Genomic DNA, 25,152 nt, shown 5'->3' with positions numbered 1-25,152 from the left:
TATGACGGAATCCCGCACCGCCCTGATCCTCACCGGTGGCGGTGCGCGTGCCGGCTATCAGGTCGGCGTGCTGAAGGCGATCCGCGAGTTGTTGCCGCAGCCGCAGCGCAACCCGTTTCCGATTCTCTGCGGTACCTCGGCCGGCGCCCTCAATGCTGCGTCGATGGCCGCGGCGGCCGAGGATTTCGGGGCAGGCGTCGAGGGCCTGTTGCAGGTGTGGGAGAACTTCAGCGCCCATCAGGTCTATCGTGCCGATCCGGCAAGAATCGGCGTTGCCGGCGTGCGCTGGCTGTCGACACTGGCCTTCGGCTGGCTGACGCATCGTGCACCGCACTCGCTGCTCGACAACTCGCCCTTGCGCGGGCTGCTGAAAGACAGTCTCGATCTGGGTCGCATTGCGCAATCCATCGAAAGCCGGGCGCTGCATTCGGTCAGCATTACTTGCTCCGGTTACTCGTCCGGACAGAGCGTCAGTTTTTTCCAGGGCCGCGCCGATATCGAACCCTGGCGGCGCAGCCAGCGCATTGGGGCGCCGACCGAGATCTCGGTCGATCATTTGATGGCCTCCAGCGCGATCCCCTTCCTGTTTCCTGCCGTGCATATCAACCGGGAGTGGTTCGGCGACGGCTCGATGCGCCAGGTGGCGCCGATCTCGCCGGCAATCCATCTCGGCGCCGACAGGATTCTGGTCATCGGTGCCGGACGCATGGCCGACGAGAATGCGCGGCCGAACGGCGACAGCTATCCATCGCTGGCGCAAATTGCCGGGCATGCGCTGTCCAGCATCTTTCTCGACAGCATGTCGGTCGACCTGGAACGGATGAGCCGCATCAACCAGACGCTGTCGCTGATACCGGAGGCGGTGCGCCGCGAGCGCGGCACCAGCCTGCGCCCGATCGAGGTGCTGACCATTGCGCCTTCGCAGCGTCTCGACCATCTGGCGGCGCGCCACGCGCGGGCCTTGCCCTGGGCGGTGAGGGCCTTGCTGCGCAATATTGGCGCCATGAACCAGAACGGCGGGGCGCTGACCAGTTATCTATTGTTCGAGCAGCCCTACACCAGGGCCTTGATCGATCTGGGTTACGCGGACACCTTGGCACGCCGCGATGAAGTGCGACGTTTTCTTGATTTGAATTAATGTAGTTGCTGAATCCTGCTGTTCAACTCCTTTATTTGTAACAAGAACTCCAGAAACATCTTTTTTTCTAAGGGATTTCGTCTGCTAGAATCGAACGATTGCAGGAGGGGCGTCTCCATGAAGAAGGCACTACTGATGTTGTTGGTTGCGGCCATAGTCGGTGCCGGCGTGACGTCGAGCACGGCCGAGGCCGGCGAAAAAAAGAAATCCGTTTCTGCCAAGAAGAAGTCTCAGCGCGTGTCGGTGCTGCTCAGGGGCAAGAAGGTCGCGTATGCGCGACCGATACGGCGCAGCATGTCCCTGGATGATGCCCAGCATCTGGCCCTGCAGTCGTCTGCCGTGCTGGTGCAGGATCAGGCGACCGGCGCAATCCTGTTTGAAAAGAACGCCGGTTCCGTGTTGCCGATCGCTTCGATCACCAAGCTGATGACGGCGATGGTGGCGCTCGACGCCAAGCCGGACCTGAACGAGACCCTGTCGATCGGCGACGAGGATGTCGATATGCTCAAAGGCACCCGTTCGCGCCTCAAGGTCGGCACCCAACTGGCGCGCGAAGAAATGCTGCGCCTGGCCCTGATGTCTTCCGAAAATCGTGCCGCTTCGGCGCTTTCGCGCCACTATGCGGGCGGTCGCGAGGCTTTCGTCGCCGCCATGAACCAGAAGGCGCAGGACCTGGGTTTGGGCGACACACGCTTCCAGGACGCCACCGGCTTGACCGCCGCCAATGTCTCGAGTCCGCGCGATCTGGCGAAGCTGGTCAATGCTGCGCATCAGTACCCACTGATTCGCGAGTTTTCCACGGCGTCCGACGGCGAATTCAGCATCGCCGGCCGTCAGCAGCATTTCCACAACACCAATACCCTAGTCAGGAGTTCGACCTGGGAGATCGGTCTGTCCAAGACCGGCTACATCAGCGAGGCCGGGAAATGCCTGGTGATGCAGGCCTGGCTCAACAACAAGCCGATCATCATCGTGCTGCTCGACTCCTGGGGCAAGATGACCCGCATCGGCGACGCCAATCGCATCAAACGCTGGGTCGAGAGCGCTTCCCTGGTGCAGGCGAGCGCCGGCTGATTTTTCGGTCGCTGCCTGGCCGGCCCCCTGCGGGTGATCGGCATGTCGGCATGCCGCACGAAAAACTTGGCGGACTGCTAGAATTGCCAGCAGAATCATGCTGCTGCAAGACCGTCGTGGCGGGCCAGCGAGCAGTATCTCCGTATCCATTCTCCGTCGATCGACCGTCCAGTGAATCCCTTACCTTCCCCCCTATCCCCGCCTGAACGCATCGTCATCGCCACGCGCGAATCCCGTTTGGCCCTGTGGCAGGCCGAGCATGTGCGTAGCCTGCTGCAGCAACTGTATCCGGCCTGCAGCGTCGAGTTGCTCGGCATGACCACGCGCGGCGACCAGATCCTCGACCGGCCGCTGTCCAAGGTCGGCGGCAAGGGCCTGTTCGTCAAGGAACTGGAGGCTGCCCTGCTCGACGGCGCGGCCGATCTCGCCGTGCATTCCATGAAAGACGTGCCGATGCAGATGGAGCCGGAGTTTTCCCTGGTCGCCATCGGCCCTCGCGAAGTACCGCTCGACGCGCTGGTATCGAGCAAGTACGCCAGCCTTGCAGACATGCCGCCCGGCGCCGTGGTCGGCACCTCCAGTCTGCGCCGCGAAGCCCAGTTGCATGCGCGCTATCCCTACCTCGCCGTGACGCCCTTGCGCGGCAACCTCGACACGCGCCTGCGCAAGCTCGACGAAGGCCAGTTCGACGCCATCATTCTCGCCGCGGCGGGCTTGAAGCGCCTCGGTCTCGGCCAGCGCATCCGTGCCGTGCTGCCGGCCGAAGATTCCTTGCCTGCCGCCGGCCAGGGCGCGCTGGGCATCGAGGCCCTGGTCTCGCGCCCGGACGTGGCGGCCTGGCTGGCGCCCCTGAACGATACGGATACCGCGGCCTGCGTGCGCGCCGAACGCGCCGTGTCGCGCGCGCTGGCCGGCAGTTGCGAAGTGCCGCTCGGCGCCTATGCCGAAATGCGTGACGGCAGCATCTATCTGCGCGGCTTCGTCGCCTCGCCCGACGGCACGCGCATGGCGCATGCCGAACTCAGCGGCAGCGGCGCCGACCCCGAGGCACTCGGCCTGCAGCTGGCCGCCGAACTGCGCCGCCAGGGCGCCGCCGAAATTCTCGCCGCGCTCGGAAGTTAGGGCCTGCTGACGACCATGCGACGGTGGCGCCGGGATCAAATTGGGATGCGATGCAAGGCGCGGCGACGCCGCGATATTCATATCTCGCCAGGAGCCGCAACGCCGCAGCGCGCCCAATTTGACCCGGCCCTTCGGGTTGAGGCCGGACGCGGCGTCTGCGGCGTTGTCAGACTTGGCAAGGGATTACCCTTGCCGGCGTCCTCCGCCTTGCATCCATCCGCGTCGGGCCTCAACGCCATCCGCCGGATGGTCGGCAGCAGGCCCTGATGTCTTTGGCCGGCCGCCATGTCGTGGTGACGCGCCCGGCCGGGCAGGCGGCGCACTTCGCCACGGCCCTGACCGAAGCCGGAGCGGTGCCGGTGCTCTACCCGGTACTCGAAATTCGCGAGCTTGAGGATGTTTCGCCACTGCTCGATGTGGCGATCCGCCTCGACAGTTTCGATCTCGCCGTATTCGTCAGTCCCAATGCGATCGAAAAGGCGCTGGCCCAGATCCTGCCGCGGCGGCCATGGCCTGCCGCGCTGCGCGTGGCGGCCCTGGGCAAGAGCAGCGAACGCGAACTGGCGCGGCACGGCATTCACGACGTGATTTCACCGCCGCTGCGCTTCGATTCGGAAGCCTTGCTCGAACTGCCGGACCTGGCCGATGTGCGCGGCCGCCGCGTGATCATTTTCCGCGGCGACGGCGGCCGCGAACTGCTGGGCGATACGCTCCGGGCGCGCGGCGCCAGCGTCGGCTATGTGACCTGCTACCGACGTGCCGTGCCGCAGCTCGATCCTGCGCCGCTGCTCAGCCTGTGGGAGAAGGGCCAGCTCGATGCCGTGACCCTGACCAGCAGCGAAGGCCTGCGCAATTTTTACGACATGGTCGGACGCCTCGGCCAGGCCTGGCTGAAAAAGACCCCAGCCTTCGTGCCGCACGCCCGCATCGCCGAGCAGGCAGTGACTCTCGGCCTGGCCCGGGTGATCCCTACCGGCCCCGGCGATGACGGCCTGATGGCCGGACTCATGCAATACTTCGCATCCCATGGAAACGCCCATTCAAACTGATACGTCGCCGGCCCCCGGCCGCTGGTGGCATGGCCTGCGCCGGCCGTCGCTGCTGCTGGCAGCGGCGGCGATCGCAATCGTCGTCGCGCAGTGGATCGACACTCGCCTGGAAGTCGCCAGCCTGCAGCAGGAACTGGCACGACGCCTGGGCGAGGGTGATGCCGTGGCCAGGGAAGGGCGCACCCTGGCCCGTCAGAACCAGGAAGCCATGGCTGCGCTGCAGGCCAAGGTCGGCGCGCTCGAAGCCAAGCTGGCCGAAACGCAGAGCCAGGCCGTGGCGCTGGAGGCCATGTACCAGGAGATCTCCAGCACCCGTGACGAACGCCTGCTGGCCGAGGTCGAGCAGGCCGTCGTCATAGCCATGCAGCAATTGCAGTTCGCCGGGAATGTCGAGGCGGCGCTGATCGCGCTGCAGGGCGCCGACGCCCGCCTCGCGCGCTCCGTGCAGCCGCAGTTCCTGCCGGCCAGAAAGCTCATTCTGCGCGATATCGAGCGGCTCAAGGGCACGCCGGGGGCCAACATCAGCGGGCTGTCGCTGAAGATCGAAAGCGTGGTGGCCGCCGTCGACAGCCTGCCGCTGGCCTTCGAGCAGCGTCCCAAGGCCGTGACCGCCAAGCCGGCGCTTGCGGCCAAGCCGGCAAGCGTCGATTACTGGCGCGAACTGGGGGCGGACCTGTGGCGCGAATTCCGGCAGTTGGTGCGCATCGAGCGCATCGACCACGGCGACCCTGCGCTCCTGGCGCCGAACCAGAGCTACTTCCTGCGCGAGAACCTCAAGCTGCGCCTGCTCAATGCGCGCCTGGCGCTGCTGCAACGCGACGGCAAGGTCTTCCGCGAGGAGATCCGCCAGTCGCGCGAGCAGCTTGAACGCTACTTCGACGGCCGCGCCAAGCCGGTCCAGGCCGCACAATCGACCTTGGGCACGCTGGCGACAACCGACGTCAGTTTCGATCTGCCGGGACTGGCCGAAACCTTGACGGCGCTGCGCAATCTCAAGTTCGCCCGCGAGCGCAGCGCTGGCGGCAGTGCCCGGTAGCAGCGTCATGCGTGCCGTGTTCTGGCTGCTGATCCTGGCTGCGCTGGCGGTCGGGCTGGCGCTTGCCGCGCGCTACAACGACGGCTACGTGCTGCTGGTGCTGCCGCCGTGGCGCGCCGAGGTCTCGCTCAACCTGTTTCTGCTGCTCTGTGCGGTCGGATTCTTCGTCATCTACCTGCTGGCGCGCGCCGTCAGCCATACCCTGGCCTTGCCGCGTGCGGTCGCCGATTTCCGCCGGCGGCGGCGGCAGGAAAAGGCTGCGCGGGCCCTGCGCGATGCCTGGCGCCTGCTGCAGGAAGGGCGTTACGGGCATGCCCTGCGTTGCGCCGAGAAGGCCCAGCCGGATGACGATGCGGCCGCCGGCATGCTGGCCCTGGCCGGCTGGCGCGCCGCGCACGCCCTGCGCGACGCCGGGCGTGTGGCGGAATGGGCGGCGCGCATGCGCGGCCATGATGGGTCCGGCCTGCAGGCGGCGCGGCTGATGACCGAAGCCGAATTCGCCCTGGAAGAACGCCGCTTCGAGGACGCGCGCGACGCCCTGCATGCTTTCGCCGCCCGCGAGGGCCGGCATATCGCCGCCTTGCGCCTGAGCCTGCGTGCCGAGCAGGGGCTGGGCAACTGGCGCGAAGTGGCACGCCTGGTGCGCCAGCTCGAAAAGCATCAGGCGCTGACCACCGAGCAGGCGGCGCCGATCCGCAGCCGTGCCATGCGCGAAGCCCTGCGCAGCCTGCGCGAAGATCCTCCCGGCCTGATGCGCTACTGGCACGAACTCGACGATAGCGATCGCGCCGAGCCGGCACTGGCGCTGGAAACGGCAAAAGCCTTGATGGCCGCGGGCGATTGCCGCGAAGCCCAGCGCGTGATCGAGGATGCGCTCGACGAACGCTGGGATGCCACGCTGGTGCTGGCCTATGGCGAATGCTGCCGGGCCGGGGAACCCGCCGGTGACGTGCTCGGCCGCATCGCCCAGGCCGAAAAATGGCTGCAGCGCATGCCGCGCGACGGCGAACTGCTATTGACCCTGGGCCGGCTATGCCGCCAGCAGCAACTCTGGGGCAAGGCCCGCAGTTACCTGGAGGCGGCGCTGGCCATAGCTCCGTCGCGCGCCGCGCACGTCGAACTGGCGCAACTGCTGGACCAGCTCGAAGAGTCGACGCTGGCGATACGCCACTATCGCGCGGCCGCGGTGCTCTGACATAGCTGCATCACAAGAGTTGGCGCTGGTGGGACGGCGATTGGAGATGCGCGCTGGGGATCGGCCGAATTCCGCTATCGCGCAGCAGGCTATACGGCCCTGATCAGACCACCGTAGGCGGCGACCTTCGGGTCGGCAGTGAGCAGGACAAGTGGTTCGACAATTGACTGCGCCACCAGCAACCTGGCGAATGGATCCTTGTGATCATTGACCAGCGGCAAGCGGACGACTTGCGTCGCGTGAGCGGCGGCAATCGGTAGTTCAATGAAACCGCTGGCGACGATGGCGCGCGCCATTTCTTCCGGATCGGCCTTGATCTTGCCAAGGGCCGACTTGATTGCAATCTCCCAGATCGAGGCCGCCGAGACGAAGACCTCGGTCGCGTCGCGCATGACCTGTCTGGCTTCCTTGCCCAGGCGCCGGCTGTCGGTTACGGCCCAGATGAACACGTGAGTGTCCAGCAATATCCTCACGTCAGCGTCCCTCGAACCCGGCCAGCACCTCGTCGGGTAACGGGGCATCGAAATCGGCCGCGACGCGAACCTTGCCCTTCAGTATGCCAAAGCGTATCGCCCGCTTGACGGGCTGAATGGCCGTCAGCCGCGCGACCTGCTTGCCACCGCGTGCAATGATGACGTCCTGGCCCGATTCGGCCAATTCGACGTATTTCGAAAACTGGGTCTTCGCTTCGTAGATATTGACTTGTTCCATGTCCTGCTCCTGTCACTTGACCAACTCTAGTCCGGTCTATTCCGGTCTCGGTCCATGTCAAGCGCCTTGGCGGCAGGCTACGCGGACTGCATCTAGGTCGGCAGTTCGATCCACTGCGGCGTCACGCCGCGCGCGGTGAGCCAGTCGGCCAGCGCGTAGCCGGTGCCGGCGCGCCAGCACTTGAGGTCTTCGGGGCGGAACAGCTTGTATTCGGCAAGCTCCGGCGACAAGGCGATCTCGCCGCGCGCCAGCACGTGGTAGGCGACGATGAGCTGGTTCATGCGCTGGAAGTCGTAGACGCCGACCAGCCTGGGCGCCTCGACGCGCAAACCGGTTTCCTCGAGCACTTCGCGGGCGATGCCGTCCTCCGGCGTTTCGCCGGCCTCCATGAAACCCGTGATCAGGGCGAACATCCTGCCGGTCCATGCCGCATTGCGCGCCAGCAGCACCTGCCCCTCGCGGTCGGCCATTTCGATGATCGCGGCGAGCACCGGTGTCGGATTGTTCCAGTGGGTCCAGGCACAGGTCGGGCAACGCAACCGTGTCTTCGGGCCGCCGTCTTCCACTGCGGAGAGCAGTTGCAGGGGCGTTGCGCAATTGGGGCAGAAGTTGAAGTGATGATCCATGCAATGCCTCGAACAGGGAATGCACCGGTGTAGAACAAGGATACGTGTCTAATTCCTCGGCAATCTCACGTACGCCTGCTCATATTTGTCCGCGTCCGGCGGGAAGACGATCCAGTCGTGTGCGGAGCGGGTCCAGATGTGGCGATTTATCTTGAACCAGCCCGGATCGTCGAAAGTTCCGCCGGAGACGACCCGCACGCCGGGGTTCTTTTCCAGCGTGACCAGCACAGTGGTGCCGCAGCGATTGCAGAAGTGGGATCGAAGCCATCGATTGCTTTCGTCCGACCGATGCACGTACTGGGTCAGCGTGGTGCCGACCACTTCCACCTGGTCTTCCTTGAAGGCGACCACGATCGCAAATGCGGAGCCCGTGCGGCGCTGGCAAAACGTGCAATGACAAGCTTGACTGAGCGCGGGCTCTCCGGTGACGCGATATCGAATCGCACCGCACAAGCAGCCGCCTTCGTGTACTGAATTCATCGTCAAGTCTCCTTCGCAAAGTGTGCGCGACCAAGGGTTGGGAGATCCAGCGGGCATTGCTCGTGCCTCAAGAGTTGGTGCTGGTGGTACGCCGTCAACTCGCCGCTACGGTGTTTTAAACCCAGTCGCGTGGCGGCAGGAAGTCGGTGTAGAGTCTGGCCTCCTCGCTGCCTGGCTCGGGCTGCCAGTTGTAGCGCCATTTGACGATGGGCGGCAGCGACATCAGGATGGATTCGGTACGGCCGCCGGATTGCAGGCCGAACAGGGTGCCGCGATCCCAGACCAGGTTGAATTCGACGTAGCGCCCGCGCCGGTAGGCCTGGAAATCGCGCTCACGCTCGCCATAGGGCATCTCGCGGCGGCGTTCGACGAGCGGCAGGTAGGCCGTGGTGAAACTGTCGCCGACGTTTTGCATCAGCGCCTGACAGCGCTGAAACGGAGTTTCGCCGCCCGCGCCGCCCTCGTTGAGGTCGTCGAAAAAAATGCCGCCGATGCCGCGCGCTTCGTTGCGGTGCCGGAGGAAGAAGTAATCGTCGCACCATTTCTTGTAGCGCGCGTGGACCTCCGGGCCGAAGGGCGCCAGGGCATTCTTGCAGCTCTGGTGGAAATGCCGGGCATCTTCTGCGAAACCGTAGTAGGGCGTCAGGTCCATGCCGCCGCCGAACCACCAGACCGGTTCCTCGCCCGCCTTCTCGGCGACGAAGAAGCGTACGTTCATGTGCGAGGTCGGGCAGTAGGGATTGCGCGGATGGATCACCAGCGAGACGCCCATCGCCTGCCAGCGGCGACCCGCCAGTTCGGGGCGGTGGGCGGTGGCCGAGGCGGGCATCTGCTCGCCCATGACGTGCGAGAAATTGACCCCGCCGCGCTCGAACACCTTGCCGTCCTCGATCAGGCGGGAAATGCCACCGCCACCCTGCGGCCGGTCCCAGGCGTCATGCAGGAAAGATTGTCCCTCGATGGTTTCCAGTTCGCCGACGATACGATCCTGCAGGCCGGTGAAGTAGTCGCGGATCGGGGCGATATCCATCGGCAGCCTTAGGCTTCGGGCAGCTTCATCGCCAGCACTTTTTCACTCTGGCGTGCGCGGAAGTCCATGAGTTTTTTCGCCAGCGCGCGGCCGTAATCGTCGTTCGCCGTGGCGATGATGGCGATCGCGGTGAGCGCCGCATTGGCGGCGCCGGCCTCGCCGATGGCGAAGGTGGCGACCGGGACGCCCTTCGGCATTTGCACGATGGAGAGCAGGGAATCGAGGCCGTTGAGGTGCTTCGACGGTACCGGCACGCCGAGCACCGGGACGATGGTCTTGGCCGCCAGCATGCCCGGCAGATGCGCCGCACCGCCGGCGCCGGCGATGATCGCGCGCAGGTCGCGTTCCTGTGCCACGGCGGCATAGTCGAACAGCAGGTCGGGGGTGCGATGGGCCGAAACCACGCGGGTCTCGAAGGGCACGCCGAATTCCTTGAGCACGCTGGCTGCGGCCTGCATGACCGGCCAGTCCGAATCCGAGCCCATCACTATCCCGACCAGGGGTTTCATTTCACGCACCTCATTTGCATACGTTCAGCCGCTTCAAGCGTGTTCGCCAGCAGCATGGTGATGGTCATCGGCCCGACCCCGCCGGGTACCGGAGTGATGACGCCGGCAACTTCCTTGGCGGTTTCGAAATCGACGTCGCCACAAAGCTTGCCCTCGGCGGTGCGATTGATGCCGACATCGATCACCGTGGCGCCGGGCTTGATCATGTCGCCCGTGATCATTTTTGCGCGACCGACGGCAGCGACCAGGATGTCGGCGCGGCGGGTGTGGAAGGCCAGGTCCTTCGACTGCGAATGGCAGATGGTGACGGTGCAGCTTTGCGCCAGCAGCAGCATGGCCATCGGCTTGCCGACGATGTTGCTGCGGCCGACGATGACGACTTCGGCGCCTTTCAGCGGCACCTTCGCGCTTTCCAGCATCTTCATGACGCCATAGGGCGTGCAGGGAATGAAGCGCGGATTGCCCTGCATCAGCGCGCCGACGTTCTCGGCGTGGAAGCCGTCGACGTCCTTCTCCGGCGATATCGATTCGAGCACGGCCGCGGAATCGAAGTGCTTCGGCAGCGGCAACTGGACCAGGATGCCATGCACCGACGGATCGGCATTCAATTCGGCGATGCGCGCGAAGACCACGGCCGGATCGACATCGACGGCATAGACGTCCTTGATCGAGCGCATGCCGGCTTTCTCGCAGGCGGCGACCTTGTTGCGCACATAAACGGCCGACGCCGGATCTTCGCCGACCAGAATTGCCGCCAGGCAGGGCGTGATGCCCTTGGTCTTGAGGACGGCGGCGCGTTCCGCCAACTGGCCGCGCACTTCTGCCGAGAGTGCGTTGCCGTCGATGATTCTTGCTGTCATGGTGTCTTCCGCTTGGATGGTATTCGGTGGAGTGCCTCAGGCCGGCGTGTTCTCGGCTGGCTCGGCGCCGAGCTGCTTGGCCACCGCTTCGCGGCCGGCGGCAAAAGCGCGGCGGTTGGCGTCGACCACCTGCTCGCCCTTGCGCGCAAAGCGCTTGACGATGCAGGCCAGCAGCACTTCGGACGAAAAAGGCAGGTAGTCGGCGATGGCGCCGAGCATGACGGTGTTGCCCAGCCGCACTTCGCCGAGATCGCGGGCGATCGACATCGCGTCGAAGGAAACCACGCGGCGGCCCGCGGCGCGCATCTGCCCGGTGGGATCCTCGGGATAATCGAAGAGGCCGAGTTCGACCACCGGCGGCACCAGCTTGGCGTTATTCACCAACGCCAGGCCGTCGGGGCGCAGGTAGTGCGACCAGCGTAGCGCCTCGGCGCCCTCGAAGCCGAGCAGCACCTGCACCGTGCCCGGCTCGATCTGCGGCGAGAGCACCTTGCGGCCGAAGCGCAGGTGCGAGGTGACCACGCCGCCGCGCTGGGCCATGCCGGCCACTTCGGTTTTCTTGACGTCATGTCCTTCGGCGATCGCCGCCTCGGCGAGGATCTCGGTGGCCGTCATGACGCCCTGGCCGCCGATGCCGCAGACGAGGATGTTGGTGATCTGGTCCTTGCTCATGACGTACTCGAAGTCTTGACGATGTGGATCGGGATGTCGCGGCGCGGCACGTGCTGGATCGCGTCGGGTGCGCAGGGCTGGACGCAGAGGCCGCAGCCGGTGCAGGCCTGGTTGTCGATATTGACGAAGGCCAGCTCGACTTCGCGCCCAGAGGGCTTGATCACCTTCTCGCGGCGCGTGACGTGGATCGCCGGGCAGCCGACCTCGATGCAATTGCCGCAGCCGGTGCACTTGTCTTCCTCGACCAGATAGGGGCGGAAGGGCTTGAAGTCGTCGATCAGCACGCAGGGCCGGCGAGCGATGATCACCGAGGGCGCGTCGACCTTGATTTCGTCGCGGATGGTCTTGAACAGGATCGGCAATTCATAGGGGTCCACCACCTTGATGCGTTCGTTGGCGACGCCGAGCGCTTCGACCACCTTGGCCAGATCGACGCGCGGCGCGTCCTGGCCGTGGATATCCTTGCCCGAGGCCGGCGTGGCCTGGCCGCCGGTCATGCCGGTGGTGTTGTTGTCGAGCAGCAGGACGGTGATGTTGCCCTTGTTGTAGGTGATGTTGAGCAGGCCCTGCATGCCCATGTGCATGAAGGTCGAATCGCCGATCACGGCGATGATGCGCTTGTTCTTGTCGACGGCGCCGCGGCCCTTGTCGATGCCGAGTGCGACGCCCATCGTGGCGCCCATGCAGATCGTGGTGTCGAGCGCGTTCCACGGATGGCCGGCGCCCAGCGTATAGCAGCCGATGTCGCCGGTAACGATGATGTTCTTGATCTGCGCCAGGGTGTAGTAGATGCCCATGTGCGGGCAGGAGGCGCACAGCGTCGGCGGCCGCGGGAAGACCTTCATCGGCGCCGCGGCCGGCGGCGGGGGAGGCACGGGCCTGCCCAGCAGGCGGTCCACCGCGGGGCCCAGCACCTGCGGCGACAGCTCTCCCATGCGCGGCAGCACATCCTTGCCGTGGCAGGCAATGCCGGCGGCCTTGATTTCGGTCTCCAGCAACTGCTCGGTTTCCTCGACCACCACCAGCTTGTCGCACAGCGCCGCGAGTTCGCGCACTTTCTGCGGCGGCCACGGGTAGGAGAAGCCCAGCTTCAGCACCGGCGCATTGGGAAAGGCTTCCTTGACATGCATGTAGGCCGGGCCCGAGGCGACGAAGCCGACGCTTCTGTCCGTGCCCGCTTCCAGGATGTTGAGCGGCGAGGCCTCGCTCACCGCGCGCAGGGTTTCGTCGCGCTGGAACAGGTTGGGGATGCGCGTCCTGGCATGGGCCGGGACCATCACCCAGCGCTCCGGGTTCTTGACGAAGCCGGGCGGTTCATGGGCTTCGCGTTCGCCGACGGCGACCAGGCCCTTGACGTGGCAGATGCGCGTGGTCAGGCGCAGCAGCACCGGCGTCTCGTACTGCTCGGAGAAGCCGAAGGCGAACTTGGTCATCTCGTAGGCTTCCTGCGAGTCCGCCGGTTCCAGCACCGGCAGATGCGCGAAGCGGCCCCAGTAGCGCGAATCCTGTTCGTTCTGCGAGGACGACAGGCCGACGTCGTCGGCCACGGCGACCACCAGGCCGCCGTAGGCGCCGGTGATGGTCATGGTCATCAGGCAGTCGCTGGCGACATTGAGGCCGACGTGCTTCATGGCGCAGAAGGCCCGCGCACCGGTCATCGAGGCGCCCAGCGCGACTTCCATCGAGACCTTCTCATTGACCGACCATTCGGCGTGCAGGTCGGGATAGCGTGCCAGCGATTCGATGATCTCGGTCGCCGGGGTGCCGGGATAGGCGGCGGCGACGCGCACGCCGGATTCCCAGACTGCGCGGGCAACGGCCTCGTTGCCGGAAAGCAGGAGCCGGCTGGCGGCGGGAGGAGGTGCCAACTGGGACATGACGGCGGCCATGGTGCGCTTTCGAAACAGGGGAAAAAATTGACCTGCGCCGGGAGTACCCATCCACGCAGGTCATCGTCAAACGGTTCTGGTCGAATTATCCGGATTTGGGGGGCGGGCGTCCATAGCGCCGTGGTCGGGGGGCCGCCAAAGCCGGGCTGAGCCGGCGTCAAAGGATAAGACTACGCGATGACTGGCGCAGAAGACTCTATGCGTTTACCCGATCTTCATCCTATAATCCGACAAAAATAGTCAAGTAATATTCCCAACCCCTACAGAGAGATAAAAACATGATCAACGTAAATGGCCGTGAAATTGAAACCGACGCCGAAGGCTACCTGGCGTCGCTCGACGACTGGAGCGAGGACGTCGCCAAGTGTCTCGCCGAGCGCGATCAGCTGGCGCTGGCCGACGAGCACTGGCAGGTGGTGCGCTGGATCCGCGAGTACTACGCCGAAAACGGCACCGCGCCGAACCTGCGCATCATGTCGAAGCTGATCGGCGACTCGCTGGGTGAGCAGTACGGCGACAAGAAGTATTTGTTCGACTTGTTCCCCTACGGCCCGGCCAAGCAGGCGGCGCGTTATGCGGGAATGCCCAAGCCCACCGGCTGCGTGTAGTCCAGTCCGCTTGGCGCTGGCGGCGCCGTAGCGCCAGCGCCAACTTTCGGAGCGGCGTTTGACGGGCCGCATATTCGTGGGCCGAATTTGCCGGCATAATTCCTCACGCCCGCTGAGTCGCGCAACATCTGGCGTCGCAGCGGGTCGTGCCGGACATACGACCAGCAAATCAACCGAGCCCACCTGCCGTGACCGATCTCAAACCCGTTGCTCCGCAGGCGCTGTATCGTGCCTGCGATCCAGCCCTGCTCGACTTCGAGACTTCCGACCAGCTGCCGCCGCTGGACGAGATTTTCGGCCAGGTCCGGGCGGTCGAAGCCGTGCGCTTCGCGATCGACATCGCCCGTCCCGGCTACAACCTGTTCGTGCTCGGCGAGCCGGGCAGCAACCGTCACGATGACGTACGCACGTTGTTGCAGGCCAAGGCCGCCGGTCAGTCGGCGCCGGACGACTACTGCTACGTCAATAATTTCGCCGATGCCCAGTCGCCGCGGGTCCTGACCCTGCCGGCGGGGCGCGGCGCCGAGCTGCGGCGCGACATGCAGCGCCTGATCGAGGAACTGGAGCCCGCCATCGCGGCGGCCTTCGACAGCGAGGATTTCCGCTCCCATGCCGAGGCCATCCAGAACGAACTCAAGCAACGCGAAACCGCCGCCCTGAACCAGCTCGGCGACGAATCGCGCAAGCAGGGGATCGCGCTGGTGCGCACCGCCCAGGGCTTCGCCTTCGCTCCGCTGGCCGGTGAGGAACCGATGACGCCCGATGCCTTCGCCGCGCTGGCCGACGACGAGAAGCTGCGGATGGGCCATCTGATGGAGGAATTCGGCGAGCGCCTGCAAAAGCTCATGCACCAGTTCCCGCGCTGGCGGCGCGAAATGCAGGGCCAGTTGAAGCAACTCGGCCGCGACACCATGAGCCTCGCCATCGGCCACTTGATCGACGAACTCAAGGAGCGCTACGCCGGACTGGCGAATGTGCTGAGCTTCCTCGACGAGGTACTGGCCGACATCGTCGAATACGGCGAAAGCCTGCGCGAGCAGCACGGCGACAGCGAGGGCTTCGAGCTCACCGGCGACGGCATTTCGGTACAGCGCTACCACGCCAATCTGCTGGTGGATCACGGCGGCAGCCAGGGGGCCCCGATCATCGTCGAGGACAACCCGACCTTTCCCAACCTGCTCGGCCGGGTCGACCACATCGCCCACATGGGCACCCTGGTCACCAATTTCACGCTGATCAAGTCCGGCGCCCTGCATCGCGCCAACGGCGGCTTCCTGCTGCTCGATGCCGACAAGGTGCTGCGCCAGCCGTTTGCCTGGGAAGCGCTCAAGCGCACACTCAAGGCGGGAGAAATCCGCATCGAATCGCTCGACCGCGCGCTGGGTTTCGCCAGCGCCCTGCCGCTCTTGCCGGCGCCGATCGCGCTGTCGTGCAAGGTGGTGCTGTTCGGCGAGCCGATGCTCTACTACCTGCTCAAGGAATACGATCCTGAATTCAGCGAACTGTTCCGCGTCGCCGCGGATTTCGAAACCGACGTCGAACGCAGCGACGACAACACCCGCCACCTGGCGCGGCGCATCGCCGACCTGTGCCGCCGCGACGGCTTGCGCCCCTTCGAACGCGCGGCCGTGGCGCGCGTCATCGAACAGTCGGCGCGCTTTGTCGGCGATGCGCAACGCCTCTCCACCAACACCCGGCAGATCGCCAACCTGCTGCAGGAAGCCGAGCATTGCGCAGACCGCGCCGGTCGCGCCGCGGTCGCCACGGCGGACGTCGAGGCGGCGCTGGAAGCCCGCGTCCGGCGCCATGACCGCCTGCGCGAGCATTACCAGAAGGCGATCCTCGAAAATACCCTGCTGATCACCTCCAGCGGCGGCCATGTCGGCCAGATCAACGGCCTCGCGGTGATCGAGCTCGGCGACTTCCGCTTCGCCCATCCGGTGCGCATCACCGCCACCGTCAGGGTCGGCGAGGGCGACGTGATCGACATCGAGCGCGAAACCGAAATGGGCGGCCCGATCCATTCCAAGGGCGTGATGATCCTGTCATCCTTCCTCGCCACGCGCTATTCCAGCCAGACACCGCTGTCGCTCTCGGGCAGCCTGGTATTCGAGCAGTCTTACGGTCCGGTCGAGGGCGACAGCGCCTCGCTGGCCGAACTTTGCGCGCTGCTGTCGGCGCTGTCCGGCGCGCCGATCGACCAGTCGCTGGCGATCACCGGTTCGGTGAACCAGTTCGGCCAGGTGCAGGCGATCGGCGGCGTCAATGAAAAAATCGAGGGCTTCTTCGACATCTGCCGCTTGCGCGGCCTCACCGGCCACCAGGGCGTGCTGATTCCCGAAGCCAACCTGAAGCACCTGATGCTGCGCGCCGACGTCGTCGCTGCGGCGGCGGAGGGGCAATTCCGCATCCATGCCGTGGCCACCGTCGAGCAGGCCATCGAACTCCTGACCGGCATCGCCGCCGGCGATCCGGATGACGAAGGCGTGGTGCCCGAAGGCAGCATCAACTATCTGGTGGCCACGCGCATGGCCGAGATGTCGCAGGCGCGTCAGTCCTTCGCCGCCGGCGGACGGCGCCGCCGCCGCAGCAAGACGGCCGGCGGCGACCACGATTAGGCCAGGGTGGCGGTCAGCTTCGTCGGGTCGGCTTTAGCCGGCCAGAGGTGGATGGCGTTGTAGGGCCGTGTAGGGCCGACTTTAGTCGGCCGAGAGTGGATGGCGATGTAGGGCCGGCTTCAGCCGGCCGGGGTGGATGGCGGACTGAAGTCCGCCCTACGGTCCGCCCTACGGTCCGCCCTACGGCTATTTGTCCTTCATCGCCAGCACCGCCGCGCCCTGGAACGCGCCGCGCCGCAATTGTTGCAGTGCTTCGTTGGCGTCGGCCAGCGCAAAGCGGTGGACTTCGGTACGCAGTGGAATCCGCGGCGCGAGGTCAAGAAATTCCAGGCCGTCTCTGCGCGTCAGGTTGGCCACCGAGCGGATGCTGCGTTCGCCCCAGAGGATGTCGTAGGGAAAGGCCGGAATCTCGCTCATGTGTATCCCGGCGCAGATCACCGTACCGCCTTTCTCCAGGCGGCGCAGCGCCAGCGGCACCAGGGCGCCGGCCGGGGCGAAGATCAGCGCGGCATCGGCCAGTGCCGGCGCCGCCTGATCGGTGCCGCCGGCCCAGGCCGCACCGAGGCCGCGCGCGAAGGCCTGGCTGGCGAGGTCGCCGGGCCGGGTGTAGGCATGGAACTCGCGGCCCTGGAATTTCAGCACCTGGGCGACGATATGCGCCGCGGCGCCGAAGCCGTAAATGCCGATGCGGCGCGACTCGCCGGCCATGCGCAGCGCCCGGTAGCCGATCAGCCCGGCGCACAACAGCGGCGCCAGTTGCGCGGCGTCGCCGGCCGCATCGTCGTCGCCCGGCAGGGGAAAGCAGTAGCGCGCATCGGCCACGGTGTATTCGGCATAACCGCCGTTGATCTGGTAGCCGGTGAAGCGCGCCGCGTCGCACAGGTTTTCGCGCTCGCTGCGGCAAAAGCCGCAAGTGCCGCAGGTCCAGCCCAGCCAGGGAACGCCGACGCGCAGGCCGCTCGGCATGCCCGTGACATCGGCGCCGCAGGCGGCGACGCGGCCGACGATCTCATGGCCGGGAATCACCGGCAGCAGGGGGTGCGGCAATTCGCCGTCGATCAGGTGCAGGTCGGTGCGGCAGACGCCGCAGGCTTCCACCTCGATCAGCAACTCGCCGCGGCCCGGCTGCGGCAGCGGCAACTCGACCAGGCGCAGCGGCATTCCGGGCCGCTCAAAGAGCATGGCGCGCATGCGGGTCTTCATGGCTTCGGCGCGACGGGACCGGCCGCCCCGGCGGCTTAGCAGAGCGTGATGATCTGGATGTGGTTGCGGTTCACGTCGATGAACGGGGCCATCAGCACCTGCCGGCCCGCCACTTCCGCTTCGTAGATCTCGGCATCCATCACCGCGACGAACTCCCGCGACTCCTGCATGTAGTCGGTGACGCGGGCGCCGGGCAGCAGGTCGATGTAACCCTTGATGCGGTAGGTCCCGGTCAGGATGGTCACCTTGGTCTTGTTCTCATGGCTGCTCACGGTCGGTTCTCCTCTCCAAATATCCGCTTCGATTGCGTTCCCGGCACAGGTATGCCGCCGCGGTCTCTCGACACTATCCGCCTGCATGGGCCGCGGTCAACTGATGCAGGTCAAGGGTCTTCGCTCAGCGTTCACTGGACTACCCTCCCCCCAGCCCCCTCGCCGAGCGAGGGGGTGACAATGGTTCGCCACGGCGCGGCTCCGTGTGATGACTGGCGCCCCTTCGGGCGGCCGTGCGGGGCGCTCACTGCGCCCCGGTCAGGGGCACGAAGACTACCGGCAGCACGCTCCTTTTCTCGATCCGGCCGTCCGCGTCCTTGTTTACCAGCACCAGGTCCTGCGCGTCATGCTGGGCGCCGACCGGGATGACGAGGCTGCCGCCCGGCTTGAGCTGCTCGATCAGTGCGGCGGGAATCGTCACGGCGGCGGCGGTCACCAGGATCGCATCGTAGGGCGCGTGCTGCGGCCAGCCCTGGCGGCCGTTGCCGGCCCGTACCTCGACGTTGTCGTAGCCCAGGCGCTGCAAGCGGGCGGCGGCTTGCAGCGCCAGCGCATCCACGATTTCCATGGAATAAACCTGCTTCACCAGCCGCGACAGGATCGCCGCCTGATAGCCCGAACCGGTGCCGATCTCCAGCACCACATCGTCGGCCCGGGGCCGGATCAGGTCGGTCATCAGGGCCACGATGTAGGGCTGCGAGATGGTTTGCCCATGGCCGATCGGCAAGGGGCGATTGGCATAGGCGCCGTATTGCAGCTCGTCCGGCACGAAAGCATGGCGCGGCACCGCGCCGAGCGCCGCGACGACCCGCTGATCGAGCGCCGCACGCCCGGTGTAGTGGCGGGTGCCGCGCATTTCCTCGCGTATCTCATCGAGCAGGAGATCGAGCTCCTGCCTGCGCTCGTCCGTCATCTGCGGTCCCTGCCGGTGCCGGTGCCGTTGCCAACGCAGCGCGGCGGGGCGCAGGGGACGGTGCCGATATCGCGCGCTTTTCCGCCAGTTCTTGTGGCTTCGGAGCCTGCCGTTCCATGCAAGACTGCGGGATGCCGTTGCCGGCCGGTCACCGGGCCAGCCAGCAGGACGCATTCGGCAGGAGGCACGCCATGAACGCACCATTGTCTTTCGGGGAACTTCGCGCCGCGATTCGCGCCTGGCGTCGCTACGGGTTTTTCTCGCTGACGCCGCGCGAAGCGGAAATCATCGACGCGGTGTATTCCCGGCTGGCTGCCAGGCCGCCGGGCAGGCGCTCGGCCACCGGCTAGCGGTCTCACTGTAGGGCCGGCTTCAGCCGGCCGGGGTGGATGGCTTTGTAGGGCCGACTTCAGTCGGCCGAAGGGTGGATGGCTTTGTAGGGCCGACTTTAGTCGGCCAGGGGTGGATGGCGGACTGAAGTCCGCCCTACGGTCCGCCCTACGGTCCGCCCCACGGTCTGCTCCACAAGGGAGCGAATATTTCGCAGGCACTGCACTAGCGGCTGCATCGGCGGTGGTTCATTGCGCCGCCAGCTTGCTCTGCAGATAGGCGACGACGTCGTCGAGAGTGACCAGGCGCGCATAGTCGGCCTCGGGAATATCCACCTTGAGTTTCTCGTGGAGTCCGAGCAGGAAGTTCAGCCAGTCCATCGAATCGAGATCGACCTGGCTGCGCAGCGGGCGGTCGCCGCGCAGTTCGTCGGCCTCGACCTCGGGGGCGATGGACAACAGCGTGGCCAGCGCCACGGCGCGGATTTCGGCATCTGTCATTTTTCCAGTTCCTCAGGTCTTTGCAGCAGGTCGTTGAGTTCGCGCAGGAACAGCGCGCCGCGATGGCCGTCGGAGACCCGATGGTCGGCCGCGAGGCTGGCTGTCACCACCGGCAGCACCTTGAGCCCACCGTTTTCCGCCCACGGCCGTTCGGCGACGCGGCCGAATCCCACCAGCGCCACCTGCGGCGGCGTGATGACGCCGAACACGGCCTGCGCGCCCTGGTCGCCGAGATTGGTCACGGTGACGGTGGCCTGGCTCATTTCCGAACTGCGCAGCGACGCGGCGCGGGTGCGCTTTACCAGGTCCGTCAGTTCCTGCATCAGTTGCGTCAGCGTCTTGCTCCCGGCATCGAGCAGCGCCGGCGCGATCAGTCCGCCCTGGCGCAGCGAAATCGCCACGCCGAGATGGATGGCTTGCGCGGCCTGGAATTCGCCGTCGCGCCAGTAGCCGTTGAGCTCGGGATAGCGCTGCAAGGCCATGGCCACGCCCTTCAGCAGCAGCGCGGCCGGTAGCAGGCGTTCAGGCATGGGCCGCGCGGCGTTGGCCGCCTGCAGCCAGGCCAGCGCCTTCGCCAGCGGAATGTCCTCCGCGACGTAGTAGTGCGGAATCTCGCGCTTGGACCGGCTCATGGCGGCGGCGATGGTCCTGCGCATGTCTGCCGTGCGGTCGATCGGCTTGCCTTGCTCGAGCGCCGCGGCCGGCAGTTCCGCCGCGACCGGGGTGACCGGGGCGCCTGCCACGGCTCGCTCGACATCGTCGAGCGTCACCGCGCCATGCGGTCCGCTGCCGGTGACGCGGTCGAGGTCTATGCCTTTTTCCTCGGCATGCTTGCGCGCCGCCGGCGAGATCATGCGGCGCGGCGCGGGGGCCGCAGCGGCGGCGGGCGCGGGGGCGGGCGCGGGCGCCGTGTCGCCAGCGCCAACTCTTGCCGGGGCCGCCTCGCCGGCCTCGAGCAGGGTCGCCATCACGGTGCCGACCGGCATCTTCTGTCCCGGTTCGGCGATCAGGCTATGCACCGTGCCTTCCTGCCAGCTTTCGATATCCACGGCCGCCTTCGAGGTGTCGACGATCGCCACCACCTGGCCCTTCCTCACCGTGTCGCCAACGCCAACTTTCCATTCCAGCAGGGTGCCCTCGTCCATGTCGGAACCCAGCGCGGGCAGCTTGAATTCGATCATGCGAAAAGTCCTTTCACGGCCGCAACGATTTTGTCGGCCTGCGGCAAGGCGGCCTCTTCGAGGTGTTTCGCGTAGGGAATCGGCACTTCCTCGGAGCAGACCCGCACCACCGGCGCGTCGAGTTCGTAGAAGGCGTTTTCCATGATGCGCGCGACGACCTCGGCGGCGAGGCTGCCGCTCTTCCAGCCTTCGTCGACGACTACCGCGCGGCGGCACCTGGCAACCGAGGCCATGATGCTCGCGCCATCGAGCGGGCGCAGCACGCGCAGGTCCAGCACTTCCGCTTCGACGCCTTGTTCCGCCAGCGCCTGTGCCGCCGCCAGCGCCTTGGGCAGCGAGCCGCCGTGGGTGATGATGACGACGTCCTTGCCCGCGCGCCGCACCCTGGCCGAGCTGATGTCGGCGCTCCAGTCGTCGGGCAGTTCGCCTTCCAGGTTGAACAGCCCGGCATGCTCGAAGATCACCACCGGATCGGGATCGTCCAGCGCCGGTGCCAGCATGCCGCGCGCATCCTCGATGGTCGCCGGCGCCAGCACCTTGATGCCGGGGATGTGCGCGTACCAGCCTTCCAGGCTGTGCGAATGCTGGGCCGCCAGTTGGCGCCCGGCGCCGGTGGTCATGCGGATCACCAGCGGCACCGAGAACTGGCCGCCCGACATGTGGCGCAGGGCGGCCGCGGTATTCACGATCTGGTCCAGCGCCAGCAGGCTGAAATTCACCGTCATCACCTCGACGATCGGCCGCATGCCGCCCAGCGCGGCGCCGATGCCGGCGCCGACGAAGCCGAGTTCCGACAGCGGCGTGTCGCGGATGCGCTCGGGTCCGAATTCGTCGAGGAAGCCCTTGGAAAACGCATAAGTGCCGCCGTAGCGGCCGACGTCCTCGCCCATCAGGAACACGCGCGGGTCATTGGCCAGCGCTTCGTGCATCGCCTCGCGCATGGCTGCGCGGTAGCTGATCTTTCGGCTCATGGCGCGCTCCCTTGCGGCGTCATGACGTCGTTCAGCAAGTCGGCCACCGGCTCCCAACTGCCCGCTTCGGCGAAGGCGACAGCGGCGGCAACCTCGGCATCGGCCGCGGCATCGAGCGCGAGGAATTCATCTTCCGTCAGTTTGCCTTCGGCCTTGAGCCGCGCGGTGAAGGTGTGGATCGGGCCGCGCGTTTTCCATTCCTCGACCTCGGCCTTCTGCCGGTAAAGCTCGGCATCGAACATCGAGTGGGCGCGGAAGCGGTAGGTCTGGTATTCGACGAACACCGGCCCCGCACTTTCGCGCAGCGTGCACACCGCCTGTCGCGTCGTCTCATGCACCGCGACGATGTCCATGCCGTCGGCACGCAGCGCCGGCATGCCGTAGGACGCGGCCTTGAGGCAGAGGTCGGTCTGCGCTTCGCTGCGTTCGATCGCCGTGCCCATGCCATACAGATTGTTCTCGCAGCAGAACAGCACCGGCAGCCGCCACAGCGCGGCGAGGTTCAGCGATTCGTGGAATGCACCCTCGGCCACCGCGCCGTCGCCGAAGAAACAGGCGGTGATGCGCTGCTCGTTCCGCGCCCCGAAGGAAGTCCCCTTGGGGGACATCTTCGCCGCAAGCGCCAGGCCGACCGCCAGCGGCAGGCCGCCGCCGACGATGGCATTGCCGCCATAGAACCGGGTCGCCGCGTCGAACAAATGCATCGAGCCGCCGCGGCCGTGCGCGCAGCCTTCACGCTTGCCGTACATCTCGGCCATGATCGCGCCCATGTCCATGCCGCGCACCAGCGCGTGGCCGTGCTCGCGGTAGGTGGCGACGATGTTGTCCTCCGGCGACAGGGCATGCAGCGCGCCGACTCCCGTCGCCTCCTCGCCGATGTAGAGATGCAGGAAGCCGCGAATCTTGCCCGCGCCGTACATCTCGGCCGACTTTTCCTCCATGCGGCGGATGCGCAGCATGTCGGTCAGCAGGCGCAGCGCGAAATCCTTGTCCCAGGGCACAGGGCCGGCGGGCGGCGGCGGGGCGCGGTGATCGGTCATGGCTGACCACCGTCGGCCCCCGCCCGGCGGGCGGCACTCATGATCCGCTCTCCAGGGTCGAGGTATCGCCCTCGGGCAAGCCCAGCTCGCGCGCCTTCAGCAGGCGGCGCATGATCTTGCCGCTGCGCGTGCGCGGCAGCGAGGGCAGGAAGGCGATTTCCTTCGGCGCCACGGCGGCGCCGAGGCGCTTCCTGGCGTGGCCCAGCAGTTCCAGGCGCAGCGCCTCGCTCGCCTCGAAGCCCTTTTTCAGCGAGACGAAGGCCTTCACCACCTCGCCCACCACCGGATCGGGCTTGCCGATCACGCCGGCCTCGGCCACCGCCGGGTGTTCCATCAGCGCGCTCTCGACCTCGAAAGGCCCGATCAAATGGCCGGCCGACTTGATCACGTCGTCGGCGCGGCCGACGAACCAGTAGTAGCCGTCGGCATCGCGCTGCGCCAGGTCGCCGGTCAGGTACCACTGGTTGTCGGCGCCGGCGAAGCACTTGCGGTAGCGCTCCTCGTTGTTGAGGTAGGCGCGGAACATCGAGGGCCAGCCGCGCTTCAGCGCCAGTTCACCCTCGACCCCGGCTTCCGCGACCGGCGTCACCGAGCCGTCTTCGTGGCGGCGCATGATCGCGGCATCGATGCCGGGCAGCGGCCGGCCCATCGAACCGGGCTTGATGTCGAAGGCCGGCGTGTTGGCGATCATGATGCCGCCGGTCTCGGTCTGCCACCAGTTGTCGTGGACGGCCAAGCCCAGCACGTCCTTACCCCAGCGCACCGCCTCGGGGTTCAGGGGCTCGCCGACGCTGGCGATGAAGCGCAGGCGCGGAAAGCGGTATTTGCGCGGAATCTCGGCGCCGGCCTTCATCAGCATGCGGATCGCCGTCGGCGCCGTGTACCAGACCGTCACGCCCTCGTCCTGCAGCAGGCCGTACCAGCGCTCGGCGTCGAATTCCTCGGCGTCGATGAGCGAAGTCACACCATGCAGCAGCGGCGCGATGATGCCGTAGGAAGTGCCGGTGACCCAGCCCGGATCGGCGGTGCACCAGTAGATGTCGTCGGCATGGAGGTCGAGCGCGTAGCGGCCGGTGGCCCAATGCGTGGCGACCGCGCCATGCACATGCACGGCGCCCTTCGGCGTGCCGGTGGTGCCGCTGGTGAAATGCAGCAGCGACATGTCCTCGGCGCCGGTCGCCGCCACCGCGGATTGGTCACTCGCGGCCGCCATCAGCGCCGCCAGATCGAGCGTGCCGGGGATCTTGCTGCCGCCGCCATCCTCGGCCACCAGCAGCACATGTTCCAGCGTCGGCATTTTGTCGCGCCACTTCGCCACCTTGCGCTCGTAGAGCATGTCGGTGGTGACCAGCACCCGGCCCGCGCCGAGATTTACCCGCGTCGCGATCGGCTCGGGGCCGAAGGCGGAGAACAGCGGCGAAACCACCGCGCCGTGCTTGAGGCCGCCGAGCACCGCGACATAGAGTTCCGGAATGCGTCCGGCCAGCACGAACACCCGCTCGCCGCGGGCGATGCCGAGCCCGGCCAGCACGTTGGCGAAGCGGCTGGTGAGCCGCGCCAGTTCGCCGAAGCCGACATCGCGGGGCGGCTTGCCGCGCGCGCGAAAACGGAACGCGGTCTTGTCGCGCAAGGCGCCCGTCGCGTGGCGATCCACCGCCTGCCAGGCGATGTTCAACGCGCCGCCGGGCTGAGCCGCCAACTCGCGGCCGACACTCTCCCAGGAAAAACGCCGACGCTCGCCGTCGTAGTCGGAAAAGTTGGGCGCAATGCGCAAATCTGCCGCGGTCTTGCGGATGATCGGTGAAGTGTCCATGCCTCCCTCACTGCTTATGCAGGAAATATAGCCCCTTCTTACCGCGGGGGAAAGGCGGCGTTTCGATCCGGGATTTGCCTGCCGGGCAGGGGCGGCAAGAGTTGGCGCTGGCGATACGCCGTGGGGGCCGTCGCGAAGCACTGCTTCGCGCCCACGGCGGTCGGTGGGCCATGCAAGGCCCACCGAGGGCCCCGATCAGGGGCCGCGTGGGGGAGTGGAGGAAGGGGCGCTTGTCGGCCTTATGTTGAGCTCCACATAAGGCCGATTATGTAGATGCCTTGATTATGTTGAGCTTTCAGCGACGTGGCTTGC

Annotated in this window: 26 protein-coding genes; 9 read left to right on the top strand and 17 right to left on the bottom strand. The window is 66.5% G+C overall.

Annotation, left to right across the window (positions count from 1 at the left end; genetic code table 11):
• Position 1 precedes the first annotated feature (1 nt).
• From RMO95_RS12295 to RMO95_RS12270, 6 genes are all read left to right on the top strand, one after another.
• Positions 2-1,138 carry a patatin-like phospholipase family protein gene (locus tag RMO95_RS12295; RefSeq protein WP_310450929.1) on the top strand — a complete coding sequence of 379 codons (1,137 nt, stop codon included), beginning with the start codon at positions 2-4 and terminating at the stop codon, positions 1,136-1,138.
• Between the two features lie 117 nt (positions 1,139-1,255).
• Entirely contained in the window at positions 1,256-2,212 is a 957-nt protein-coding gene (gene pbpG, locus RMO95_RS12290; protein WP_310450928.1) for a D-alanyl-D-alanine endopeptidase, read from the top strand.
• Positions 2,213-2,383: 171 nt separating this feature from the next.
• Positions 2,384-3,334: a hydroxymethylbilane synthase gene (gene hemC / locus RMO95_RS12285; protein WP_310450927.1), complete on the top strand. Its 951-nt coding sequence runs from the start codon at positions 2,384-2,386 to the stop codon at positions 3,332-3,334.
• 266 nt (positions 3,335-3,600) lie between these two features.
• Positions 3,601-4,383 (top strand): uroporphyrinogen-III synthase, encoded by a 783-nt coding sequence (locus tag RMO95_RS12280; protein ID WP_310450926.1) that lies wholly within the window; start codon positions 3,601-3,603, stop codon positions 4,381-4,383.
• Positions 4,361-5,419, top strand: coding sequence for a uroporphyrinogen-III C-methyltransferase (locus RMO95_RS12275; protein ID WP_310450925.1), 1,059 nt, complete (start codon positions 4,361-4,363; stop codon positions 5,417-5,419). Before RMO95_RS12280 ends, RMO95_RS12275 begins: the two co-directional genes overlap by 23 nt.
• Before the next feature lie 7 nt (positions 5,420-5,426).
• A complete protein-coding gene (locus tag RMO95_RS12270) occupies positions 5,427-6,614 on the top strand; it encodes a heme biosynthesis HemY N-terminal domain-containing protein (RefSeq protein WP_310450924.1) in 1,188 nt (395 codons plus the stop codon).
• Positions 6,615-6,703: 89 nt separating this feature from the next.
• Here RMO95_RS12270 and RMO95_RS12265 read toward each other — a convergent pair whose 3' ends face one another.
• The 9 genes from RMO95_RS12265 to RMO95_RS12225 form a co-directional block, all read right to left on the bottom strand.
• Positions 6,704-7,135, bottom strand: a complete 432-nt coding sequence (locus RMO95_RS12265; protein WP_310450923.1) for a type II toxin-antitoxin system VapC family toxin — start codon at positions 7,133-7,135, stop codon at positions 6,704-6,706.
• Positions 7,089-7,325, bottom strand: a complete 237-nt coding sequence (locus RMO95_RS12260) for a type II toxin-antitoxin system Phd/YefM family antitoxin (protein ID WP_310450922.1) — start codon at positions 7,323-7,325, stop codon at positions 7,089-7,091. Before RMO95_RS12260 ends, RMO95_RS12265 begins: the two co-directional genes overlap by 47 nt.
• 92 nt (positions 7,326-7,417) lie before the next feature.
• Positions 7,418-7,951, bottom strand: a complete 534-nt coding sequence (locus RMO95_RS12255; RefSeq protein ID WP_310450921.1) for an NUDIX domain-containing protein — start codon at positions 7,949-7,951, stop codon at positions 7,418-7,420.
• Between the two features lie 48 nt (positions 7,952-7,999).
• Complete coding sequence (locus RMO95_RS12250; protein WP_310450956.1) at positions 8,000-8,431, bottom strand: GFA family protein; 432 nt, start codon at positions 8,429-8,431, stop codon at positions 8,000-8,002.
• Positions 8,432-8,546: 115 nt separating this feature from the next.
• A complete protein-coding gene (gene hemF / locus RMO95_RS12245; RefSeq protein ID WP_310450920.1) occupies positions 8,547-9,461 on the bottom strand; it encodes an oxygen-dependent coproporphyrinogen oxidase in 915 nt (304 codons plus the stop codon).
• 8 nt (positions 9,462-9,469) lie between these two features.
• The gene (gene purE / locus RMO95_RS12240) at positions 9,470-9,970 is read right to left on the bottom strand and encodes a 5-(carboxyamino)imidazole ribonucleotide mutase (RefSeq protein WP_310450919.1); all 501 of its coding nucleotides are present in this window, start codon (positions 9,968-9,970) and stop codon (positions 9,470-9,472) included.
• On the bottom strand, positions 9,967-10,830 hold the full coding sequence (gene folD / locus RMO95_RS12235; protein ID WP_310450918.1) for a bifunctional methylenetetrahydrofolate dehydrogenase/methenyltetrahydrofolate cyclohydrolase FolD: 864 nt from the start codon (positions 10,828-10,830) through the stop codon (positions 9,967-9,969). The genes purE and folD overlap by 4 nt, the downstream gene beginning before the upstream one ends.
• A gap of 36 nt (positions 10,831-10,866) precedes the next feature.
• Positions 10,867-11,502, bottom strand: coding sequence for an indolepyruvate oxidoreductase subunit beta (locus tag RMO95_RS12230; protein ID WP_310450917.1), 636 nt, complete (start codon positions 11,500-11,502; stop codon positions 10,867-10,869).
• Entirely contained in the window at positions 11,499-13,391 is a 1,893-nt protein-coding gene (locus RMO95_RS12225; protein WP_310450916.1) for a thiamine pyrophosphate-dependent enzyme, read from the bottom strand. The genes RMO95_RS12230 and RMO95_RS12225 overlap by 4 nt, the downstream gene beginning before the upstream one ends.
• 278 nt (positions 13,392-13,669) lie before the next feature.
• Here RMO95_RS12225 and RMO95_RS12220 point away from each other — a divergent pair, with 278 nt between their 5' ends.
• Positions 13,670-13,999: a TusE/DsrC/DsvC family sulfur relay protein gene (locus RMO95_RS12220; protein WP_310450915.1), complete on the top strand. Its 330-nt coding sequence runs from the start codon at positions 13,670-13,672 to the stop codon at positions 13,997-13,999.
• Positions 14,000-14,187: 188 nt separating this feature from the next.
• Positions 14,188-16,617 carry a Lon protease family protein gene (locus RMO95_RS12215; protein ID WP_310450914.1) on the top strand — a complete coding sequence of 810 codons (2,430 nt, stop codon included), beginning with the start codon at positions 14,188-14,190 and terminating at the stop codon, positions 16,615-16,617.
• Positions 16,618-16,803: 186 nt separating this feature from the next.
• Here the strand turns inward: RMO95_RS12215 and RMO95_RS12210 are convergent, their stop codons facing one another.
• The 3 genes from RMO95_RS12210 to RMO95_RS12200 form a co-directional block, all read right to left on the bottom strand.
• Positions 16,804-17,808 (bottom strand): zinc-dependent alcohol dehydrogenase family protein, encoded by a 1,005-nt coding sequence (locus tag RMO95_RS12210; protein ID WP_310450913.1) that lies wholly within the window; start codon positions 17,806-17,808, stop codon positions 16,804-16,806.
• A gap of 47 nt (positions 17,809-17,855) precedes the next feature.
• Positions 17,856-18,092: a hypothetical protein gene (locus RMO95_RS12205; RefSeq protein WP_310450912.1), complete on the bottom strand. Its 237-nt coding sequence runs from the start codon at positions 18,090-18,092 to the stop codon at positions 17,856-17,858.
• A gap of 244 nt (positions 18,093-18,336) precedes the next feature.
• On the bottom strand, positions 18,337-18,948 hold the full coding sequence (locus tag RMO95_RS12200; protein WP_409574957.1) for a protein-L-isoaspartate(D-aspartate) O-methyltransferase: 612 nt from the start codon (positions 18,946-18,948) through the stop codon (positions 18,337-18,339).
• A 248-nt stretch (positions 18,949-19,196) separates the two neighbouring features.
• Between RMO95_RS12200 and RMO95_RS12195 the strand changes: the two genes are divergently transcribed.
• Entirely contained in the window at positions 19,197-19,355 is a 159-nt protein-coding gene (locus RMO95_RS12195; RefSeq protein ID WP_310450910.1) for a hypothetical protein, read from the top strand.
• A 228-nt stretch (positions 19,356-19,583) separates the two neighbouring features.
• On the opposite strand, the gene RMO95_RS12190 is transcribed toward RMO95_RS12195, so the two are convergent.
• Genes RMO95_RS12190 through acsA form a run of 5 tightly spaced genes read right to left on the bottom strand, consistent with a single transcriptional unit; the run spans position 19,584 to position 24,840 of the window.
• Positions 19,584-19,835, bottom strand: a complete 252-nt coding sequence (locus RMO95_RS12190; protein WP_310450909.1) for an acyl carrier protein — start codon at positions 19,833-19,835, stop codon at positions 19,584-19,586.
• On the bottom strand, positions 19,832-21,016 hold the full coding sequence (locus tag RMO95_RS12185) for a dihydrolipoamide acetyltransferase family protein (protein ID WP_310450908.1): 1,185 nt from the start codon (positions 21,014-21,016) through the stop codon (positions 19,832-19,834). Before RMO95_RS12185 ends, RMO95_RS12190 begins: the two co-directional genes overlap by 4 nt.
• On the bottom strand, positions 21,013-21,987 hold the full coding sequence (locus tag RMO95_RS12180) for a pyruvate dehydrogenase complex E1 component subunit beta (RefSeq protein WP_310450907.1): 975 nt from the start codon (positions 21,985-21,987) through the stop codon (positions 21,013-21,015). The genes RMO95_RS12185 and RMO95_RS12180 overlap by 4 nt, the downstream gene beginning before the upstream one ends.
• Positions 21,984-23,027: a pyruvate dehydrogenase (acetyl-transferring) E1 component subunit alpha gene (pdhA, locus tag RMO95_RS12175; protein ID WP_310450906.1), complete on the bottom strand. Its 1,044-nt coding sequence runs from the start codon at positions 23,025-23,027 to the stop codon at positions 21,984-21,986. Before pdhA ends, RMO95_RS12180 begins: the two co-directional genes overlap by 4 nt.
• A 37-nt stretch (positions 23,028-23,064) precedes the next feature.
• Complete coding sequence (gene acsA / locus RMO95_RS12170) at positions 23,065-24,840, bottom strand: acetate--CoA ligase (RefSeq protein ID WP_310450905.1); 1,776 nt, start codon at positions 24,838-24,840, stop codon at positions 23,065-23,067.
• Between the last annotated feature and the right edge of the window lie 312 nt (positions 24,841-25,152).

The organism is Sulfuritalea sp., from assembly GCF_031426875.1.
Lineage (GTDB): Bacteria > Pseudomonadota > Gammaproteobacteria > Burkholderiales > Rhodocyclaceae > Sulfuritalea.
The sequence above is the reverse complement of the archived record's forward strand: the minus strand, read 5'-3'. Positions and strand labels throughout refer to the sequence as shown.

What these genes read in the sequence shown, in the direction of transcription:
- RMO95_RS12230 (WP_310450917.1), bottom strand. Translation starts at nt 11,502, where the DNA reads ATGAGCAAGGACCAGATCACCAACATCCTCGTCTGCGGCATCGGCGGC.
- RMO95_RS12260 (WP_310450922.1), bottom strand. Translation starts at nt 7,325, where the DNA reads ATGGAACAAGTCAATATCTACGAAGCGAAGACCCAGTTTTCGAAATAC.
- RMO95_RS12250 (WP_310450956.1), bottom strand. Translation starts at nt 8,431, where the DNA reads ATGAATTCAGTACACGAAGGCGGCTGCTTGTGCGGTGCGATTCGATAT.
- purE (WP_310450919.1), bottom strand. Translation starts at nt 9,970, where the DNA reads ATGAAACCCCTGGTCGGGATAGTGATGGGCTCGGATTCGGACTGGCCG.
- RMO95_RS12190 (WP_310450909.1), bottom strand. Translation starts at nt 19,835, where the DNA reads ATGACAGATGCCGAAATCCGCGCCGTGGCGCTGGCCACGCTGTTGTCC.
- RMO95_RS12180 (WP_310450907.1), bottom strand. Translation starts at nt 21,987, where the DNA reads ATGAGCCGAAAGATCAGCTACCGCGCAGCCATGCGCGAGGCGATGCAC.
- RMO95_RS12210 (WP_310450913.1), bottom strand. Translation starts at nt 17,808, where the DNA reads ATGCGCGCCATGCTCTTTGAGCGGCCCGGAATGCCGCTGCGCCTGGTC.
- RMO95_RS12195 (WP_310450910.1), top strand. Translation starts at nt 19,197, where the DNA reads ATGAACGCACCATTGTCTTTCGGGGAACTTCGCGCCGCGATTCGCGCC.
- RMO95_RS12200 (WP_409574957.1), bottom strand. Translation starts at nt 18,948, where the DNA reads ATGCGCGGCACCCGCCACTACACCGGGCGTGCGGCGCTCGATCAGCGG.
- RMO95_RS12280 (WP_310450926.1), top strand. Translation starts at nt 3,601, where the DNA reads ATGTCTTTGGCCGGCCGCCATGTCGTGGTGACGCGCCCGGCCGGGCAG.
- hemF (WP_310450920.1), bottom strand. Translation starts at nt 9,461, where the DNA reads ATGGATATCGCCCCGATCCGCGACTACTTCACCGGCCTGCAGGATCGT.
- RMO95_RS12275 (WP_310450925.1), top strand. Translation starts at nt 4,361, where the DNA reads ATGGAAACGCCCATTCAAACTGATACGTCGCCGGCCCCCGGCCGCTGG.
- acsA (WP_310450905.1), bottom strand. Translation starts at nt 24,840, where the DNA reads ATGGACACTTCACCGATCATCCGCAAGACCGCGGCAGATTTGCGCATT.
- pbpG (WP_310450928.1), top strand. Translation starts at nt 1,256, where the DNA reads ATGAAGAAGGCACTACTGATGTTGTTGGTTGCGGCCATAGTCGGTGCC.
- pdhA (WP_310450906.1), bottom strand. Translation starts at nt 23,027, where the DNA reads ATGACCGATCACCGCGCCCCGCCGCCGCCCGCCGGCCCTGTGCCCTGG.
- RMO95_RS12255 (WP_310450921.1), bottom strand. Translation starts at nt 7,951, where the DNA reads ATGGATCATCACTTCAACTTCTGCCCCAATTGCGCAACGCCCCTGCAA.
- RMO95_RS12265 (WP_310450923.1), bottom strand. Translation starts at nt 7,135, where the DNA reads ATGCCCCGTTACCCGACGAGGTGCTGGCCGGGTTCGAGGGACGCTGAC.
- RMO95_RS12185 (WP_310450908.1), bottom strand. Translation starts at nt 21,016, where the DNA reads ATGATCGAATTCAAGCTGCCCGCGCTGGGTTCCGACATGGACGAGGGC.
- RMO95_RS12270 (WP_310450924.1), top strand. Translation starts at nt 5,427, where the DNA reads ATGCGTGCCGTGTTCTGGCTGCTGATCCTGGCTGCGCTGGCGGTCGGG.
- RMO95_RS12225 (WP_310450916.1), bottom strand. Translation starts at nt 13,391, where the DNA reads ATGGCCGCCGTCATGTCCCAGTTGGCACCTCCTCCCGCCGCCAGCCGG.
- RMO95_RS12295 (WP_310450929.1), top strand. Translation starts at nt 2, where the DNA reads ATGACGGAATCCCGCACCGCCCTGATCCTCACCGGTGGCGGTGCGCGT.
- folD (WP_310450918.1), bottom strand. Translation starts at nt 10,830, where the DNA reads ATGACAGCAAGAATCATCGACGGCAACGCACTCTCGGCAGAAGTGCGC.
- RMO95_RS12220 (WP_310450915.1), top strand. Translation starts at nt 13,670, where the DNA reads ATGATCAACGTAAATGGCCGTGAAATTGAAACCGACGCCGAAGGCTAC.